This window comes from Shewanella waksmanii ATCC BAA-643 (assembly GCF_000518805.1).
In the GTDB taxonomy this organism is placed as follows: domain Bacteria; phylum Pseudomonadota; class Gammaproteobacteria; order Enterobacterales; family Shewanellaceae; genus Shewanella; species Shewanella waksmanii.
Genome location: NZ_JAEH01000014.1, coordinates 96,349 through 111,709 on the forward strand (window position 1 = coordinate 96,349; position 15,361 = coordinate 111,709).

Annotated in this window: 16 protein-coding genes and 1 rRNA gene; 11 read left to right on the forward strand and 6 right to left on the reverse strand. The window is 45.5% G+C overall.

Going from position 1 to position 15,361, the window contains the following annotated elements; translation table 11 throughout:
• Positions 1-2 precede the first annotated feature (2 nt).
• From gspK to L865_RS25480, 5 genes are all read left to right on the forward strand, one after another.
• Positions 3-1,007 (forward strand): type II secretion system minor pseudopilin GspK, encoded by a 1,005-nt coding sequence (gene gspK / locus L865_RS0108805; protein WP_028772890.1) that lies wholly within the window; start codon positions 3-5, stop codon positions 1,005-1,007.
• 105 nt (positions 1,008-1,112) lie between these two features.
• Complete coding sequence (gene gspL / locus L865_RS0108810) at positions 1,113-2,303, forward strand: type II secretion system protein GspL (protein ID WP_028772891.1); 1,191 nt, start codon at positions 1,113-1,115, stop codon at positions 2,301-2,303.
• A 1-nt stretch (position 2,304) separates the two neighbouring features.
• On the forward strand, positions 2,305-2,781 hold the full coding sequence (locus L865_RS0108815) for a type II secretion system protein M (RefSeq protein WP_028772892.1): 477 nt from the start codon (positions 2,305-2,307) through the stop codon (positions 2,779-2,781).
• Between the two features lie 21 nt (positions 2,782-2,802).
• Positions 2,803-3,564 carry a type II secretion system protein N gene (locus L865_RS0108820; protein ID WP_028772893.1) on the forward strand — a complete coding sequence of 254 codons (762 nt, stop codon included), beginning with the start codon at positions 2,803-2,805 and terminating at the stop codon, positions 3,562-3,564.
• Between the two features lie 152 nt (positions 3,565-3,716).
• Positions 3,717-3,854 carry a hypothetical protein gene (locus L865_RS25480; protein ID WP_157577499.1) on the forward strand — a complete coding sequence of 46 codons (138 nt, stop codon included), beginning with the start codon at positions 3,717-3,719 and terminating at the stop codon, positions 3,852-3,854.
• 23 nt (positions 3,855-3,877) lie between these two features.
• Here the strand turns inward: L865_RS25480 and yrfG are convergent, their stop codons facing one another.
• Entirely contained in the window at positions 3,878-4,546 is a 669-nt protein-coding gene (gene yrfG / locus L865_RS0108825; RefSeq protein WP_028772894.1) for a GMP/IMP nucleotidase, read from the reverse strand.
• A 190-nt stretch (positions 4,547-4,736) separates the two neighbouring features.
• Between yrfG and nudE the strand changes: the two genes are divergently transcribed.
• From nudE to L865_RS23465, 3 genes are all read left to right on the forward strand, one after another.
• A complete protein-coding gene (gene nudE, locus L865_RS0108830; protein WP_028772895.1) occupies positions 4,737-5,282 on the forward strand; it encodes an ADP compounds hydrolase NudE in 546 nt (181 codons plus the stop codon).
• A 55-nt stretch (positions 5,283-5,337) separates the two neighbouring features.
• On the forward strand, positions 5,338-6,147 hold the full coding sequence (gene cysQ, locus L865_RS0108835) for a 3'(2'),5'-bisphosphate nucleotidase CysQ (protein WP_028772896.1): 810 nt from the start codon (positions 5,338-5,340) through the stop codon (positions 6,145-6,147).
• Between the two features lie 78 nt (positions 6,148-6,225).
• Entirely contained in the window at positions 6,226-7,842 is a 1,617-nt protein-coding gene (locus L865_RS23465; protein ID WP_051484531.1) for an MFS transporter, read from the forward strand.
• Positions 7,843-7,857: 15 nt separating this feature from the next.
• Here L865_RS23465 and mnmH read toward each other — a convergent pair whose 3' ends face one another.
• The 3 genes from mnmH to L865_RS0108855 form a co-directional block, all read right to left on the reverse strand.
• Positions 7,858-8,961, reverse strand: a complete 1,104-nt coding sequence (mnmH, locus tag L865_RS0108845; RefSeq protein WP_037470848.1) for a tRNA 2-selenouridine(34) synthase MnmH — start codon at positions 8,959-8,961, stop codon at positions 7,858-7,860.
• Positions 8,961-10,001 (reverse strand): selenide, water dikinase SelD, encoded by a 1,041-nt coding sequence (gene selD / locus L865_RS0108850; RefSeq protein ID WP_028772898.1) that lies wholly within the window; start codon positions 9,999-10,001, stop codon positions 8,961-8,963. The genes mnmH and selD overlap by 1 nt, the downstream gene beginning before the upstream one ends.
• Positions 10,002-10,094: 93 nt before the next feature.
• Positions 10,095-11,216: a fatty acid desaturase gene (locus tag L865_RS0108855; RefSeq protein WP_028772899.1), complete on the reverse strand. Its 1,122-nt coding sequence runs from the start codon at positions 11,214-11,216 to the stop codon at positions 10,095-10,097.
• Positions 11,217-11,357: 141 nt separating this feature from the next.
• On the opposite strand from L865_RS0108855, the gene fabR reads away from it, so the two are divergent.
• Positions 11,358-11,972, forward strand: coding sequence for an HTH-type transcriptional repressor FabR (gene fabR, locus L865_RS0108860; protein WP_028772900.1), 615 nt, complete (start codon positions 11,358-11,360; stop codon positions 11,970-11,972).
• A 42-nt stretch (positions 11,973-12,014) separates the two neighbouring features.
• Here the strand turns inward: fabR and trmA are convergent, their stop codons facing one another.
• On the reverse strand, positions 12,015-13,112 hold the full coding sequence (trmA, locus tag L865_RS0108865; protein ID WP_028772901.1) for a tRNA (uridine(54)-C5)-methyltransferase TrmA: 1,098 nt from the start codon (positions 13,110-13,112) through the stop codon (positions 12,015-12,017).
• 164 nt (positions 13,113-13,276) lie between these two features.
• On the opposite strand from trmA, the gene murI reads away from it, so the two are divergent.
• The gene (gene murI, locus L865_RS0108870) at positions 13,277-14,053 is read left to right on the forward strand and encodes a glutamate racemase (RefSeq protein WP_028772902.1); all 777 of its coding nucleotides are present in this window, start codon (positions 13,277-13,279) and stop codon (positions 14,051-14,053) included.
• Between the two features lie 28 nt (positions 14,054-14,081).
• On the opposite strand, the gene L865_RS0108875 is transcribed toward murI, so the two are convergent.
• Complete coding sequence (locus L865_RS0108875; RefSeq protein ID WP_028772903.1) at positions 14,082-14,540, reverse strand: RNA recognition motif domain-containing protein; 459 nt, start codon at positions 14,538-14,540, stop codon at positions 14,082-14,084.
• 746 nt (positions 14,541-15,286) lie between these two features.
• Between L865_RS0108875 and L865_RS0108880 the strand changes: the two genes are divergently transcribed.
• Positions 15,287-15,361, forward strand: a 16S ribosomal RNA gene (locus tag L865_RS0108880); the annotation flags it as partial.

Below are 15,361 nucleotides of genomic sequence, written 5' to 3' on the forward strand. Positions count from 1 at the left end.
CCATGAAACGTCGATTGCCGTCTAAGCAGCGTGGGGTTGCGTTAATTGTTGTGATGTTAATTGTGGCGATGGTAGCGATTATTGCTACCAACATTAATGGCCGCAACCAGCTGTCGGTCAGGCGCACATTGAATTTAGCGCAGTATGAACAAGCATTTTGGTATGCGATTTCTGCTGAAGAGCTGGCCAAAAAAGTGATCAAGCAAGACATGGAAGATGCCGATGATGGTGAAGTGCATCTACAACAGTACTGGGCACAGGCTGATGTGGTATTTCCTGCCGAGCAGGGCCAAATAGGCGGTAAGATAAGCGATTTACAGTCTTGTTTTAATTTAAACTCATTAGCGACAAAGAGCACAGAAGTGCAGGGTGGTCAGCCTAAACTTTCACCGCCAGCTGTGCAGTATAAAGGCTTATTAGTCGCGCTAGGTATGGATGATTTTGCCGCTGAGCGATTGACTCACACCTTGCAAGATTATATTGACGAAGATACGACAGCGAGTCCGTTTGGTGCTGAAGATGCCGAGTATGAGTCGCGTGCTGTGCCTTATCGAGCGGCAAATACCTTGATGAATCATCGCAGTGAACTGCGCGCAGTAATGGGGTATACCCAAGATATTTATCTTAAGCTGCTACCTTATATTTGTGTGATCCCTGGGGTAGAAACCATGGTATTGAATGTGAATACCATTGAGGTTGAGCAAGCGGCATTGCTCGCGGGCATGATGGATAACAATATTGGTATTGGCGAAGCTGAAAGTATTATTAACCAGCGTCCTGGTGACGGCTACGATTCGATAGATGACTTTTGGTCTAATTCATCGCTAGGTAATGTGCAGTCACAGTCTGACTTTAACAAGTCTGCGTTCGCACTAAAGAGTAGCTACTTTTTACTGGATGCTGGCGCGATTGTTGATAATGCCACCTTCCGCTTAGAAAGTGTGATGAAGTTGGGTGGCGGCAATAACTTAGAAATTGTTACCCGGCAATTTGGCGGGCAAAAGTAGTATTTTTCCTACTGTGTAACGACTAACAAATAGAACAAATAGGGTGTTTGCGGTACTTAGCCAGTGTTAAGGCCAACAGCAACGATAACACCACGGAGAACGACAGTGAGTGAACGATTATTTATCCGTTTAGGCAGAACCGCAGAGCAACCTTGCTCTTGGCTGGTTTGGTCTGAACAGGAGCGAGAAATTATTGCTTCGGGAGAGCTACCTGATGCTGCGGCATTATCTACGCTTTCTGAACGCGCTGGTCAGCGACCCGTTGATGTTTTAGTGCCGTCTTCTGCTATCACTTTAACCGCGGTTGAATTACCAGAGAAAGGTCAGCGCCAAGCGGTTAAAGCCTTACCGTTTATGCTGGAAGAGACATTGGCAGAAGATGTAGATGAACTGCATTTCGTCACTGGCCCGAGAGAAGGTGAGTCACTCAGTGTGGCTGTGGTTGCTCACGAGCAGATGCAAGAGTGGTTATCTTGGCTAACAGAGGCGGGACTTAAGCCAAAGCAAATCGTACCGGATTGTCTGGCGCTACCGTTAGCCGAATGTGATTGGGCTATGATGGCCTTTAATCAAGACTATTTAGTTCGCACCAGTGCCGGTGAAGGCATGAGCCTCAATGGGACTTGGCTTAATGCGGCGTTACCGCAAATGCTGGCTAAACAAAGCGATACGCCTACCGTGGCTGGGTATACCGAGCTTAACGTTGAGGGCATTAATATTGAGCCGCAACCGCTTGATTTGCCTATGCTAGTCCTCGCTCAAGGGATTGTTAACGCCCCGCTTAACTTACTTAGCGGCGCTTATACGCCCAAACGTGAATACGGCAAGCATCTGACACTGTGGCGTAATGCTGCCATTGTGATTGTGGTCGGCCTGGTACTGGCGATGGTCAATAAAGGATTGAATATTCATCAGTTAAATGCTGAGCAAGAGCGCTTACGGGTGCAAAGTGAAGCCATTTACAAGCAAGTGATTCCAGGTAGTTCGCGTATTGTTAATCTGCGCTCGCAAATGGATAGAGAATTACGCAGTCTTAAAGGGCAGGGAGCCGGCGGCGAATTTTTCACTATGTTAGAAAGCCTTGAGCCGACCTTCGTTAAAATTCCTGATCTTAAACCAAGCACACTGCGGTTTGATGCCGGACGAGGCGAGCTACGCATGCAGGTCTCGGCCAAGAGTTATGCACAAATTGAACAGTTCCAGCAGCTAGCATCGGCGGATTTCCGTGTCGATACCGGTTCTATGAATAGTGGTGAAGATCAAGTCACCAGTACCATTACTTTGAGGAGAAAATAGTATGGAAAACCTTAAAGTGTGGTGGAGCGGGTTAGTACAACGAGAGCAACAGATGGTTGCAGCCTGTGCCGTTGTCTTGGTGATAGGTATTTTGTATTGGGGTGTATGGACCCCTATCGCGAATGCGGAAGAAAATGCCGAACGCTCGTTGCAGGCCCAACAAAGTACCCTCAATTATGTTAAGCAGACGGCGAACAAAATAGCGGGTTTACGTGAAGCAGGTAATCGTCCGAAAGCCTCAGGTAGCATCAGCGCCACGGTTAACCAAGCAGCAGGTGCGTATGGATTAGAGATCACGCGTATGCAGCCGCAGGGCGATAGGGTACAGATCTGGATGGATGATGTGCCATTTGAAGCCCTGTTGAATTACTTAAATAACCTAGTGCAAGACAAAGGCTTATCGCTAGACAGTATCGATTTAGCCGAAGCTGACACCCCGGGCTTAGTGCGGGTTCGTCGTATTCAATTGTCGAAATAAAGCCAGTAGTAGGAATAAACTGTGAGTTTAGTTAAAAAGATTGTAATCGGTGTATTCATTTACCTGATATTTTTGCTGGTATTGTTTCCGGCGCAACTGGCGTTATCTTTGGCTCCGCTACCTAACTCGGTGGCAGTGTCAGGCGTGAGTGGGACTATTTGGAACGGCAGTATTGCTAATTTAACGGTACAGCAGCGCCAGCTTGAGTCTGTGCAGTGGCAATTGTCCCCATGGGGACTGCTAATGGCGACCGCTAATTTAGACGTAGTTGTTGGCAACCGCGCCACCGCGGTAAATGGTCGGGGCAATGTGTCGTTATCGATGGGGGGCATCAATGCGCAAGGTTTGCGTTTTGAAGCGCCCAGTGAATTTTTACTTGGCAATACCCGTCTGCCTTTTAGAACGGAAGTCGATGGCAGTATCAGTCTATTTATTGATGAGCTCGCGCAAGGGACACCATGGTGTGAACAGCTAAGCGGAAAATTATTTGTTAACCGTGCTCAAGTGAATAACCAATTTGGTCAATATCCGCTAGGTGATATGGAAATTGGCTTAAGTTGCGTCGATGGCAACGTTAAACTTCAATCTGATGAGTCGATGAATCAGCTTGGTTTTGTAGGTAATGTGTTGTTAAAAGCAGATAGCCAATTGCAAGTGAGTGCCAAAGTCAAAGAGACGGACCAGCAGCCTAAAGACTTAAAGCAAGCGTTGGCGTTTCTTGGCAAAAAAGATAGCCAGGGCTATTACCCCATCTCTTATCAAGGGCGAGTGCCTGGTTTGTAATTATCAGTATTGAAAAAGGCTCCTTAAGGAGCCTTTTTATTGGCTGCAATCGGTTAAGCCATTAATACCAATCAGTATAAGAATTTGATCAACTCAGCGCGCTTTTGGCAAACTAATTCAAGGCGAATAACTGAAACAATGGTTGCTCCCTTGTGAGGTTAATCAACGCAGAAATAGGTAGCCAAAAACGCGCCAGAATGGCGAGTTTTAGCGGTTCTGATGCTGTGTTAACGAGTTTAACCGTAGAACAACTATGCTCTTCACTCGTTGCCTTGCCTCAGTACCGCTAAACTCTCGCTGAGTGACTAAATGTTTATACTGATTGGTATAACTCTTTAAACAGCATTTGGTAGTCGTGGATTGCCGGAAAATCACTAAATACTTTATTGGGCTTTTGGCTATCGGGATTGCTGATCCCCAATTGATAGCCTATGCCGGCTTTTTTCGCCGCCGCGAGAATCACTTCGCTGTCATCAATAAATAAACAACGCTGTGGATCTAAATCAAAGCGCTGAATGAGTTGCTGCCAAAAGTGCGGATGCTCTTTAGGGTGACCTGTCTCATGGCTCGAAATCATGGCATCTAACCCGCTTTGTAGTTCGGTGTGTTGTAGTTTGAGCGCCAGACTTTTGGAGTGAGCGTTGGTGACTAAAATCCGTTGTTTGCCTTGCTGTTGTAAGGCCTGCAAAAAGGGCAAGCTGTCTTGGCGTAGTGCGATACGGTCTACCAAGGTATGGTGCAGTGCAATAATGTCGAGTTGCAGCTCAGTTTGCCAATAATCTAAGCAATACCAATCTAAAGTACCGCTGACTTTTTCGTAGGCGGTTTCAACCAATGTCTGTGCCTCATTGAGGCTGATCCCTCTCTGTTGGCTAAGGGTTTGCGGTACCAATCGCAACCAGAAATGATTATCGAAATGTAGGTCGAGTAAGGTGCCATCCATATCGAGTAGTACGGTATCTATCTGTTGCCATGGAAACATAGGTGTGAAATCTGACTGCGGAGTTTGATGGCAGTATAGCCAAAAAAGCGTTTCGATAAATCACTAACTGCCGCATAGATTTCTATATTATGCTATCCAGAGCTATTGAGTATTGATTTTTCAGTTGTGGATTAGCAACATAGTAGTAAGATTATATTGTTAAGCAAAAGCCATTTTACCAAGGACTGTCATGTCGGATAATAAGCCAGAAATACTGCACGCAGAAGTGGTCGCTAAGAGTCGCTTATTTCAGATAGAGCAGGTGCATTTGCGGTTTTCTAACCAGGTTGAACGCCAGTACGAGCGTATGAAAGGCAACAACCGTGGTGCGGTGATGGTTGTACCTGTGCATCAAGGGCAGCTACTGTTAGGCCGCGAATACGCCGCAGGTACCCACAGTTATGAACTTGGCTTTCCTAAAGGTTTGGTCGATCCCGGTGAAACTGCCGCACAAGCTGCCAACCGAGAGTTACAAGAAGAGATTGGTTTTGGCAGCCACCGCTTAACCCATCTGATGGAGCTGAGTTTAGCGCCGGGGTATTTTGCTAGCAAAATGCAGATCTTCATTGCCGAAGATCTGTATCAAAGTCGTTTAGAAGGTGATGAGCCCGAGCCAATCGAGATGGTGCCTTGGCCATTAGAAAAGTGGCGAGAGTTGCTGCAGCAAGACGATTTTTCTGAATCTCGTAGTGTTAGCGCCTTGTTTTTAGCGCAAGAACATCTAAAACTAAAGTAGTTGGCATTTTTGTCGAATTGATATTATGTCGTAGTCATAGGCTGTTGGAGTTGTTATGAAGCCAGAAGAGATTGTTGAAGCAGCGATCGCTATCGCGGTAAAAGCGGGCAAGGAGATAAAAGATATCTACCTTGAAGGAAGTTTCGATCGCGAGATCAAGCAAGATAATACTCCGGTGACCTCAGCCGACATCGCGGCCCATAAAATAATCACGGCTTCATTAGCTAAATTGACCCCAGATATTCCAGTGCTGTCGGAAGAAGATGCCGATATTCCCTTTAGCCAACGTTGTGAGTGGCAGCGTTATTGGTTAGTTGATCCTTTAGATGGTACTGGCGAGTTTATTGCGGGTAGCGGCGACTTTTCGGTCATTATCGCGTTAGTTGAGCATAATCGTCCTATTATGGGCATCGTATATGTACCGATGACAGATGTTTGCTACTACGCCATTGCGGGCTTAGGCGCTTATCGACGAGACAATGGTGCGGACATGCGCATCAGTAGTAAACAATTGACCGCTGAGCAAAGTCAGTCATTACGTTTGGCTGTTAGTCGTCGGCAAGATCCTAAGTCAGTCCTTAAGTTGTTTAATCATGGTAAGCATTGTGATTTGGTGGTGCTTGGTGGCGCAGCATTGAAAAGCTGCTTGGTGGCTGAAGGACGTGCAGATTGTTATGTTCGCATTGGCCCAACAGGTGAGTGGGATACCGGAGCGGCGCAAATTATTGTCGAAGAAGCTGGCGGGCAAATTATGGATTTGACCCTGCAACCGCTGAGCTACAATGAGCGTGAATCGTTAGAAAATCCCAACTTTATCGTGGTTGGCTCGCCCCATTTAGCGTGGGATGAACTGTTGATCTCCTGATGATAATCGGGTTAACTCTTTAAAGGCCATCCCGTTGGATGGCTTTTTATTATTTGTTAGATAGACAGTGAGAGTAACATGTTATTATCGCGACGCTTTTTTCCCTATTTTGTTACTCAATGCCTAGGTGCATTAAACGATAATGTCTATAAGAATGTGCTGCTACTGATGGTGACCTATTCACAAGTCAGTAGTTTGCCGTTTGATGTCAATCTGTTTGTCAATTTGGCCGCGGGCCTATTCATTCTGCCTTTCTTTCTGTTTTCAGCCTATGCCGGCTTAGTGGCCGATAATATGGACAAAGCGCTGCTGATAAGGCGACTCAAGCTGCTAGAATTTGTGATTATGGCTTGCGCTGCCGCGGCGATAGTGACCCACAGCTACTTGCTGATGCTGGTTTTGTTATTTCTTATGGGCACGCAGTCTGCTTTTTTTGGGCCAGTAAAGTACTCATTGTTGCCGCAAATCTTAACCGCTGAAGATTTAGTGCGAGGTAATGCTTGGGTTGAAGTTGGCACCTTTGTGTCGATTTTGCTTGGCACCATTGGCGCGGGGCTAATATTGACCCAATCCTATGCGGAAGTTATTGCCGCAGCTAGTGTGGTGGCGTTTGCTTTGCTAGGGGTATTTTATAGCCGCCAAATTCCGCCATTGCCGCCAGTACAACAAGTCGATGATGTCCCTTTTGCGCCTTTTTCTGGCATGCTGCGGACTTTGACACTTTGCCGACAACAGCCAGCAATTTGGATAGCCATTATCGCTATCAGTTGGTTCTGGTTTGTGGGGGCGACTTACTTAACTCAGTTTGCTAATTTCTCGCGGGTACATTTAAACGGTGATGCGACAGTTGTGTCGCTGTTATTGGTGTTGTTTTCGGTGGGTATTGCGCTAGGGTCGATGTTATGTACCCGGTTATCAAGGCAGCGGGTTGAAATTGGCGTGGTGCCGCTAGGCTTGTTGGGTTTATGGATTTTTGGTGTCGATCTCTATTACGCGATACCACCTATGACGGCGCAGCCATTAATGTCGGTGAGCGATTTTCTTTCTCAACCCAATCACTACCGACTTTTACTCGACCTACTGTGTATTGGGATAAGTGGTGGGGTTTATATCGTACCTTTATACGCCTTTGTGCAAGCGCGAGCTGTACCGAGTCAGCGGGCTCAAATGATCGCTGCCAACAATATACTTAACGCGTTGTTTATGGTGATTTCAGCAATACTTGCTATGGTGCTGCTAGGTGCGATTCAATGGCAAATTAGTGAACTTTTCTTAGCCTTAGCTTGCGCTAACGTGCTGGCTGGACTGGCTATCTTTACAGCCAATTTAGAGTTTCGGGTACGGGTTAAACACTATTTGCTCAGTGTGCTTCGCTACCGGGTCAGTATTGATAGCGTAATTTTGCCTTATGAAGGGGCGTGCTTGTTAGTCAGTGAGAAAGCGCAACGTATACCAAGGGCGCTGCTGTCGACCATTTCACTGCGGCCAATTATTGTTGGCCAGCAAACCTTGCAGGTTAAAGAGGCGCTGCGGCAACACAAGATGATATTAATTGATGATAAGCAGCTGTCTGAGTTGTTGATCCGTGATCCGAGTTTTTTAATGCAGAATCCCTGTTTTAGATTGCAATATAGCACTGAAGCTCAATCGAGTTGGCGCCAAAAAGTCACGATGACCTTAAGTCGGTTGCGTTAATGATTGTATGGGCAATTATTGCTGGCTTTGTTGCTCATCTAGCCATTGGCCAATGGCGTGTTGATCGCCTTGGAACTTGATGGGGCGTTGCTTCTTTTCTAACTGGTACTGATACATAGGATCGTAGTATTGCGTGAGCAGAATTTGAATCCAAGCGAGGTGTGCTTGGGTATCGCCATTTTGCTGTTGGGTTTGTAGTGCTTGATTGATTAAGGTCATTAATTGGTCGTGCTGCAGCCCACCTAGCCGTTTTTTAATACTATGAATACTTTGCTGTAAGTACTGACTAAAGGCCTCAAACCCTGCCTCTTCACCTTGTCGACTGACAAAGCCTTGATGCATTTTGTGCACATACTCATCAAGCAGCCGTGATAATCTGGCAGCTTCATTTTCTTCAAGTATTAACAGTTCGGCTTGTAACATTCTTTGATAAAAGGGCTGCGGAATGGCTGAGCGCCCAATCAAAAAGCTCTCATCTTCTACTACTAAACAAGCCTCTTGCCGTCGTGCATGTTTAAGCAGGTCAACTGCTAGCTGATTTTCGAAGTTGATTTGTGAAGGTTGCGCCTCATGGCGACGGCCAAAACTCGATCCACGATGATGAGCGATAGCTTCTAAATCGATGGCGTCTGCACGCTGTTGAATCAAATCGGTTTTACCGCAACCAGTTGCGCCACTTAGCACGTAGAACGGCTGTTTGGTTGGCTTAGCGATGACTTCAATTAAGAGCTGGCGCATTGCCTTGTAGCCACCTTCAATGAAGGCAATATCAATCTGGCTATCTTTGATCCATTGCTGCGACAACTGAGAGCGTAATCCACCGCGAAAACAGTACAGGTAACTATTGGGTTGCGCGCTGATGTGGCTCAGCCAAGCGTCTATTCGTTGCTGTTTTATCTTGCCAGACACTAAGCGATGCCCAAGCTCAATTGCCGCTTGTTGTCCTTGCTTTTTGTAACATGTTCCGACTTTTTGGCGTTCGCTGTCGACCATAAGAGGGCAGTTGTGACTGCTAGGAAATGCGCCTTTATTAAATTCGATGGGCGCGCGAACATCGATCAGTGGATGATCGTTAGCAAGCAGCTGAGCAAATGCTTGCTTGGGGATAATATTGCTCATTAAATTAACTCGATAACACTGCTGGTATCTGGTGCGCACAATTGACCGATGCATTGACTCGGTAGTTGGTGGGTATTAAGCAGCTGTACCAATTTGTCTTCATCATCAGCGTTAACGGCGATCAGCAGTCCGCCGCTAGTTTGTGGGTCACATAATAAGGCTTTATCAATATCACTGAGTGGCGGTAAATAAGCTGCGTAGCTATCAAAATTTCGTTCGGTACCACCTGGGATGCATCCCATATGCAGATATTCTATTGCACGTGGTAGCACTGGTACTTGCTTAATATTGACTTGTGCATGTACGCCAGCACCGTGACAGACTTCCAGTAGGTGTCCAGCTAAGCCAAAGCCAGTGACATCAGTCATCGCATTGACGCCGGTAAGTTTAGCGATTTGTGGCCCAAGTTTATTGAGTTGGCACATAGCATCAGGGGCAATATGTTGGTCAGCCTCGGCTAGTTTTTTTTGTTTCTGGGCCGTGGTTAAAATACCGATGCCTATCGGCTTAGTGAGATAGAGTTTGTCACCGACTTTAGCTGTGTTGTTTTGTTTGAGCTCTGCAAGTGGAATTTGTCCGGTAACGGCCAAGCCAAAAATGGGTTCTGGTGAGTCGATACTATGGCCGCCGGCAAGCATGATGCCTGCGTCTGCACAGGCTTGCCTGCCACCATCAACAACTTGCTGGGCTATTTCAGCTGGCAGTTTATTTACCGGCCAGCCAAGAATCGCAATGGCCATCATAGGTGTCCCACCCATGGCGTAAATATCACTAATGGCGTTGGTAGCGGCAATTCTGCCAAAGGTAAAGGGGTCATCGACTATCGGCATGAAAAAGTCAGTGGTGCTGATAATACCCGTGTCATCATTGAGCTTATACACTGCGGCATCATCACGGCTTTGGTGGCCCACTAGCAAGTTTTTATCATCAAATACTGGCAGCTGAGAAGCTAAAATAGTGCCGAGTACTTTGGGCGATATTTTACAACCGCAACCAGCACCATGGCTGTATTCGGTGAGTTTGATGTGAGCAGTTGCCATGATGTTGATCCTAAATAGCTGTTGTTCAACATCATAGACTTAATTGACCGCGGTGCAATACGGTCAATTAAGTATTTGTGCTTTTTAGGGGGATTACGCTACTTGGTATTTAGCGTAACTTGCGGTGAATGCACGCCAGGCTTTGCGCTGTGCCCGCACCTGTTTTTTGAGTTGTATGACTTGCGCAGCAAGCTGATGATTGGCCAGTTTGCTTTTTCGGGCTTCAAGCAATGCCTTTTTAGCATTGTAGTATTCGCTAAGCTGGGTTTTCATTAACTCATATTCTTGGTGAAGCCGTTCCATCACTTCATCATAGTTCGCTAACTGTTTAATAGAGCTTTCAGTGCGTTGAAGCTGCATCTGCAGTTGGGCTTTTTCTATCCGCTCTTGCGGGGTCACACGTCGGTGACTGGCCAAGCCGACAAAGGCCATAGCATTAATTAGCCATTTGGTTGGATCATAGTGCCACCACTTAATGCCGTTACGATAATCGTTCTCAAAAATGTGATGGAAGTTATGGTAACCCTCTCCATAAGTGAACAGGGCAATAATGCCATTATCACGAGCGGTATTTTTATCAGTGTATGGTTGTGAGCCCCAAACATGGGCCAAAGAGTTAATGAAGAATGTGCAATGATGGACCACCACTAAGCGCAGTAATCCTGCAATCAACACCATGCCAAGTATGTTGCCATTGAGCCAGCCAAGCAATATCGGCAGACCTATGTTCATCAGCAGCATTAAAGGTAAGTAGTATTTATGCTGCCACATGACGATGGCATCATTTTGCAGGTCGCGAACATTTTTATAATCGTGGTAGCGCTGTGCTTGGTACTCCCTAAGCATCCAACCTATGTGGCTATACCAAAAACCCATGTTAGCTGAATAGGGATCTTTGTCATTGTTATCAACGTGCTTATGGTGCACGCGATGATCAGATGACCAATGTAATGCGCTATTTTGTAGCGCCAAAGCGCCGCCTAGGGCAAACAAAAAGCGCATAGAAGCATGGGCTTTATAAGTTTTATGAGACCACAAACGGTGGTAACCGGCTGTAATAGAAAGGCCACTGGCAAAGGCGAGTAGGATAAAGGCTATCCACTCGGTTGCGCTTATTCCTATGGTTATTGCATACCAAGGTACGGCAATGAGGGCGCCAGCAAAAGTGATGGCAAATAGCAGGACATTGGTCCAGATGAGCGGTGGTTTTTTCATTATAGTTTTCCAACATCAATTTTTTGAGCGTACATCTGTACGCTAATTTAACTTGCTTGTGAGTATGGGTCAAGTTGGGCTGCGTTTTTGTGCTAAAGAAGGTATGATTTGCACATTGCGGATTTTAGTAGGTTGATCATGATGGGCGTGAGAGCACAACAAAAAGAGAAGACGCGGCGGGCACTTGTCGATGCGGCCTTTAATCAGTTGAGTGCTGAGCGAAGTTTTTCTAGTTTGAGTTTGCGAGAAGTGGCCCGCGAGGCCAATATTGCACCGACATCTTTTTATCGTCATTTTAAAGATATGAATGAACTGGGACTGACCATGGTCGATGAAGGTGGATTGACCTTACGCCAGATGATGCGTAAAGGACGTCAGCGTGCCGAAGCTGGCGGTAGTGTGATTCGTATCTCAGTCGATACCTTTATGGAAGTATTAGAGTCTAACCCTAACGTTTTTCGCATTCTACTCCATGAACGTTCTGGCACCTCTGCACCTTTTAGGGCGGCAGTCGCGCGAGAAATTGAGCATTTTATCTCTGAACTGGCGCATTACACCGAAGCAACCGCTGGCAGAGCACCTGATTTTGCTCGTGCTCAAGCAGAAGCCTTAGTCACTTTAGTTTTTAATGCCGGTGCAGCAGCTTTAGATATGAAGCGAGTCGACCGTAAGGTTTTGGCCGACAGATTAGTTATTCAGCTGCGCATGGTCGCTAAGGGCGCCGAAGCCTTGCAGCATAAAATGGAAAATCGTTAACAAAAAGGGTCCGCGATGGACCCTTTTTTGTGACCAAGTGAACTATCGACGCTCGAGTAACACACCCGACTCCATATGGTCGGTATAGGGAAACTGGTCAAATAATGCGAAACGGGTGATCTTGTGTGTTTCGTTTAGCACTTCTAGGTTGGCTTTTAACGTATCTGGATTACAAGAGATGTACATAATACGCTGATAACCCTGAACCATCTTTAACGTATTGTCGTCTAAACCGGCTCGCGGTGGATCGACAAAAATGGTTTCACAGTTATAGCTGTCTAAATCAATTCCCTCTAAACGGCGATAACTGCGTTTCTTTGCCAAAGCATCGGTGAAGTCTTCTGCTGACATGCGAATGATCTGCAAGTTGTCGATATGGTTGGCCGCAATATTATATTGCGCTGAATCCACTGAGGGTTTAGCCAGTTCGGTCGCCAATACTCGCTCAAAGTTTTGTGCCAGCGCGATGGAGAAGTTGCCATTACCACAGTACAACTCAAGCAGATCACCTTGGCTGTTCTTGGTGCAATCGATAGCCCATTCAAGCATCTTAATCGATACATTACCATTGGGCTGAGTAAAACTGTTTTCGACTTGTTTGTAGGTCAAGGTTTGCTGGTTGACTTGCAAACTCTCAATTACGAAGTCTTGGTCTAACACAATCTTTTGCTTACGTGCGCGGCCAATAAAGTTAACGTTAAACTCTTCACCGAGCGTTGCTTTTAACGCAAGCGCTTGTTGCTGCCATTGCTCATCTAGCTGCTTATGATAAAGCAGAGACACCAATATCTCGCCGCTAAGTGTTGATAGGAAATCGACCTGAAATAGTTTATGGCGCAGCACTTGATTGGGCTTTAATGCTTGCATGAGCTTAGGCATCATTTGATTGATCAGCTCACTAGCAGGCAAAAACTGTTCACAACGCACTTTTTGATTGAGCGCTTTGTCAAACATGTAGTAGTACAGGTCTTCGCCATCATGCCAAACGCGAAACTCTGCGCGCATACGGTAATGGGCTTTATCAGAACTGTAGACTTCTAGCGCTGGGGTTTCAAAAGTACTAAAAGCCTGCTGAAGCTTGGCACTTTTTGCTTCTAGTTGTGCTTCATACTTGCTAGGATCCATCGCTGCTAAATTCATTTCTGATCACCGTTCGTCTTATTTGGGGCGCAAATAGTATACTACCTAGTATTTAAGTCCAGTATCAGGATGACAAAATTAACTACCTGCAAGATTAACAAGGGCAAGGTAGCGTTTCACCTTTAAGCCGCATGGCGGGTCATAGAGAATAGGGAGTTGCTTGCTTGAATATACTGGTGTTTGATTCAGGTATTGGTGGTTTGACCGTATTAGAGAAAATTCAGCAACGGTTACCACAAGCCAATTACTATTATCTATTTGATAATGCGAGGTTGCCCTATGGCGAGCTTGCTGAACAAGCATTAGTTAGCGGTGCACTAAAGCTGATACTGGCGATGATTGCTAAACATCAACCCGATATTATTGTGATTGCCTGTAATACTGCCAGTACAATATTGCTGCCGCAATTAAGGTCACGAACGTCAATACCTATAGTAGGGGTTGTACCAGCGATTAAACCCGCTGCTCAGACATCAAGCTCAAAACGAATTGGATTACTGGCTACCCCTGCGACTGTATCAAGAAGTTATACCCACGATCTAATTAAGCGTTTTGCCGGCCATTGCTATGTTGGCCTATATGGCAGCTCCGAATTAGTGGAAATGGCTGAAGCAAAAATGGCAGGACGAGTAATCGATATAGAGCAATTGGACGCTGTTATTAAGCCTATTGTTGCTGATGATATCGACACCTTGGTATTAGGCTGCACCCACTTTCCTTTGTTGGCGACAGAGCTCAATACATTATTGGATTCAAAAGTGACGCTGCTTGATTCATCCGATGCGATAGCCGCGAGAGTGGTCGATTTGTGTGATGAGGCGATGGACACGCAATTGCAAGGTAGCAAACAAGCGTATTTTACAACAGAGGGAATTGAGCCAGAATTAATGAAGACATTAACCAAGTGGGGATTTAGCCAGGTGTTGCCACATCAGTCTTAAATTCACTTGGTTAATGTAAGCTAGATCATTATGCGTTAGTGTCAGCTTTCTCTGACTTATCGGCATCTTGTGACTTAGCTTCTCTTACTTTTAGCGTGCGCTCTTGGAAATCAAATTCGTTTAACTTTGACATCGCTTTTTTAGCGCCAGCTTCTGACATCTCAATAAAACCGAAACCTTTGCGGCGTCCTGTTTTACGGTCACGTACTAATCGCACTGAATTGACAGGGCCGTACTTGCCAAATAACTCTTTAACTTCCCCCTCATGAACGCGGTAAGGCAGATTACCAACATAAAGTGTCATTGTAGGGCCTTTATATTGACTGCTTGAAGTCGTGGCTGCGCTTGATGGCTGCATTGTAAAAACTGCACTAGCAATAATAGCACCGGTGAAAAAAGCGATAGCAGCATTAACGTCTACGATTTGAAAAAGTGCCAACGCCCCTACAACGGCGATGATCAAAACAATAAGAAATGGCTTTTGCATAAATAGATTCTCTGAAGAATTGATAAATAACTGTTAATAGCTCGTATATGGTAATGAATTATTTACCATTACACTAGTCCATTGACGAAAAAGTGACCTTGGGGTAACACCTATAACCAAGGTCTAGTTGCTCTCATAGCCTCAAAATTAGCCTTTTAGACACAAAAAACAGCAATGTGAGCAAAAGATCGACATGCGAAACTTAAAAACAAAAAAAGCACTTGCGTAATGAATTGCGCTCCCTATAATGCGCTCCCACTGACACGGCAAACGGCGCGGTATAGCGAATGTTACCGAATCAGTTGCACTAAACTCGTTACCCTAAACGTAGCAAGCAAAGTGTAGCGTAATGTAGGAAATAGAGTCTTCAAGTTTCTTTTGCAATGCAAACTGATTAATTGAAACTTTATTTAAAAAACTACTTGACGCCAACAAGGGAAAGCGTAGAATACGCAGCCCTAGCCACTCGGGCTTACCGAGATGTGCTAACGCTCTTTAACAATTTATCAAGTAATCTGTGTGGACACTCACAGGTGTTGAGTTATTCGAAATTACCATTCTTTATTCGTAAAGCGGGTAATCAAAAATTTTACTCAATGATTCTTTACTAGAAATAGTGAGTGTTCATAGCAATATGTAATTACAGAAATGTAGTTATTGAATTCACCAACTTCTTTATGAACGAAGTGAATTCAAAACAGTAGAATTCCATTGAGCAGTTCGACGTAGTCGAACAAACAAAACTTTAATTGAAGAGTTTGATCATGGCTCAGATTGAACGCTGGCGGCAGGCCTAACACATGCAAGTCGAGCGGTAACAG

What these genes read in the sequence shown, in the direction of transcription:
- trmA (WP_028772901.1), bottom strand. Translation starts at nt 13,112, where the DNA reads ATGAATTTAGCAGCGATGGATCCTAGCAAGTATGAAGCACAACTAGAA.
- L865_RS0108855 (WP_028772899.1), bottom strand. Translation starts at nt 11,216, where the DNA reads ATGAAAAAACCACCGCTCATCTGGACCAATGTCCTGCTATTTGCCATC.
- selD (WP_028772898.1), bottom strand. Translation starts at nt 10,001, where the DNA reads ATGGCAACTGCTCACATCAAACTCACCGAATACAGCCATGGTGCTGGT.
- cysQ (WP_028772896.1), top strand. Translation starts at nt 5,338, where the DNA reads ATGAAGCCAGAAGAGATTGTTGAAGCAGCGATCGCTATCGCGGTAAAA.
- yrfG (WP_028772894.1), bottom strand. Translation starts at nt 4,546, where the DNA reads ATGTTTCCATGGCAACAGATAGATACCGTACTACTCGATATGGATGGC.
- L865_RS23465 (WP_051484531.1), top strand. Translation starts at nt 6,226, where the DNA reads ATGTTATTATCGCGACGCTTTTTTCCCTATTTTGTTACTCAATGCCTA.
- mnmH (WP_037470848.1), bottom strand. Translation starts at nt 8,961, where the DNA reads ATGAGCAATATTATCCCCAAGCAAGCATTTGCTCAGCTGCTTGCTAAC.
- fabR (WP_028772900.1), top strand. Translation starts at nt 11,358, where the DNA reads ATGGGCGTGAGAGCACAACAAAAAGAGAAGACGCGGCGGGCACTTGTC.
- L865_RS0108815 (WP_028772892.1), top strand. Translation starts at nt 2,305, where the DNA reads ATGGAAAACCTTAAAGTGTGGTGGAGCGGGTTAGTACAACGAGAGCAA.
- nudE (WP_028772895.1), top strand. Translation starts at nt 4,737, where the DNA reads ATGTCGGATAATAAGCCAGAAATACTGCACGCAGAAGTGGTCGCTAAG.
- gspK (WP_028772890.1), top strand. Translation starts at nt 3, where the DNA reads ATGAAACGTCGATTGCCGTCTAAGCAGCGTGGGGTTGCGTTAATTGTT.
- L865_RS0108875 (WP_028772903.1), bottom strand. Translation starts at nt 14,540, where the DNA reads ATGCAAAAGCCATTTCTTATTGTTTTGATCATCGCCGTTGTAGGGGCG.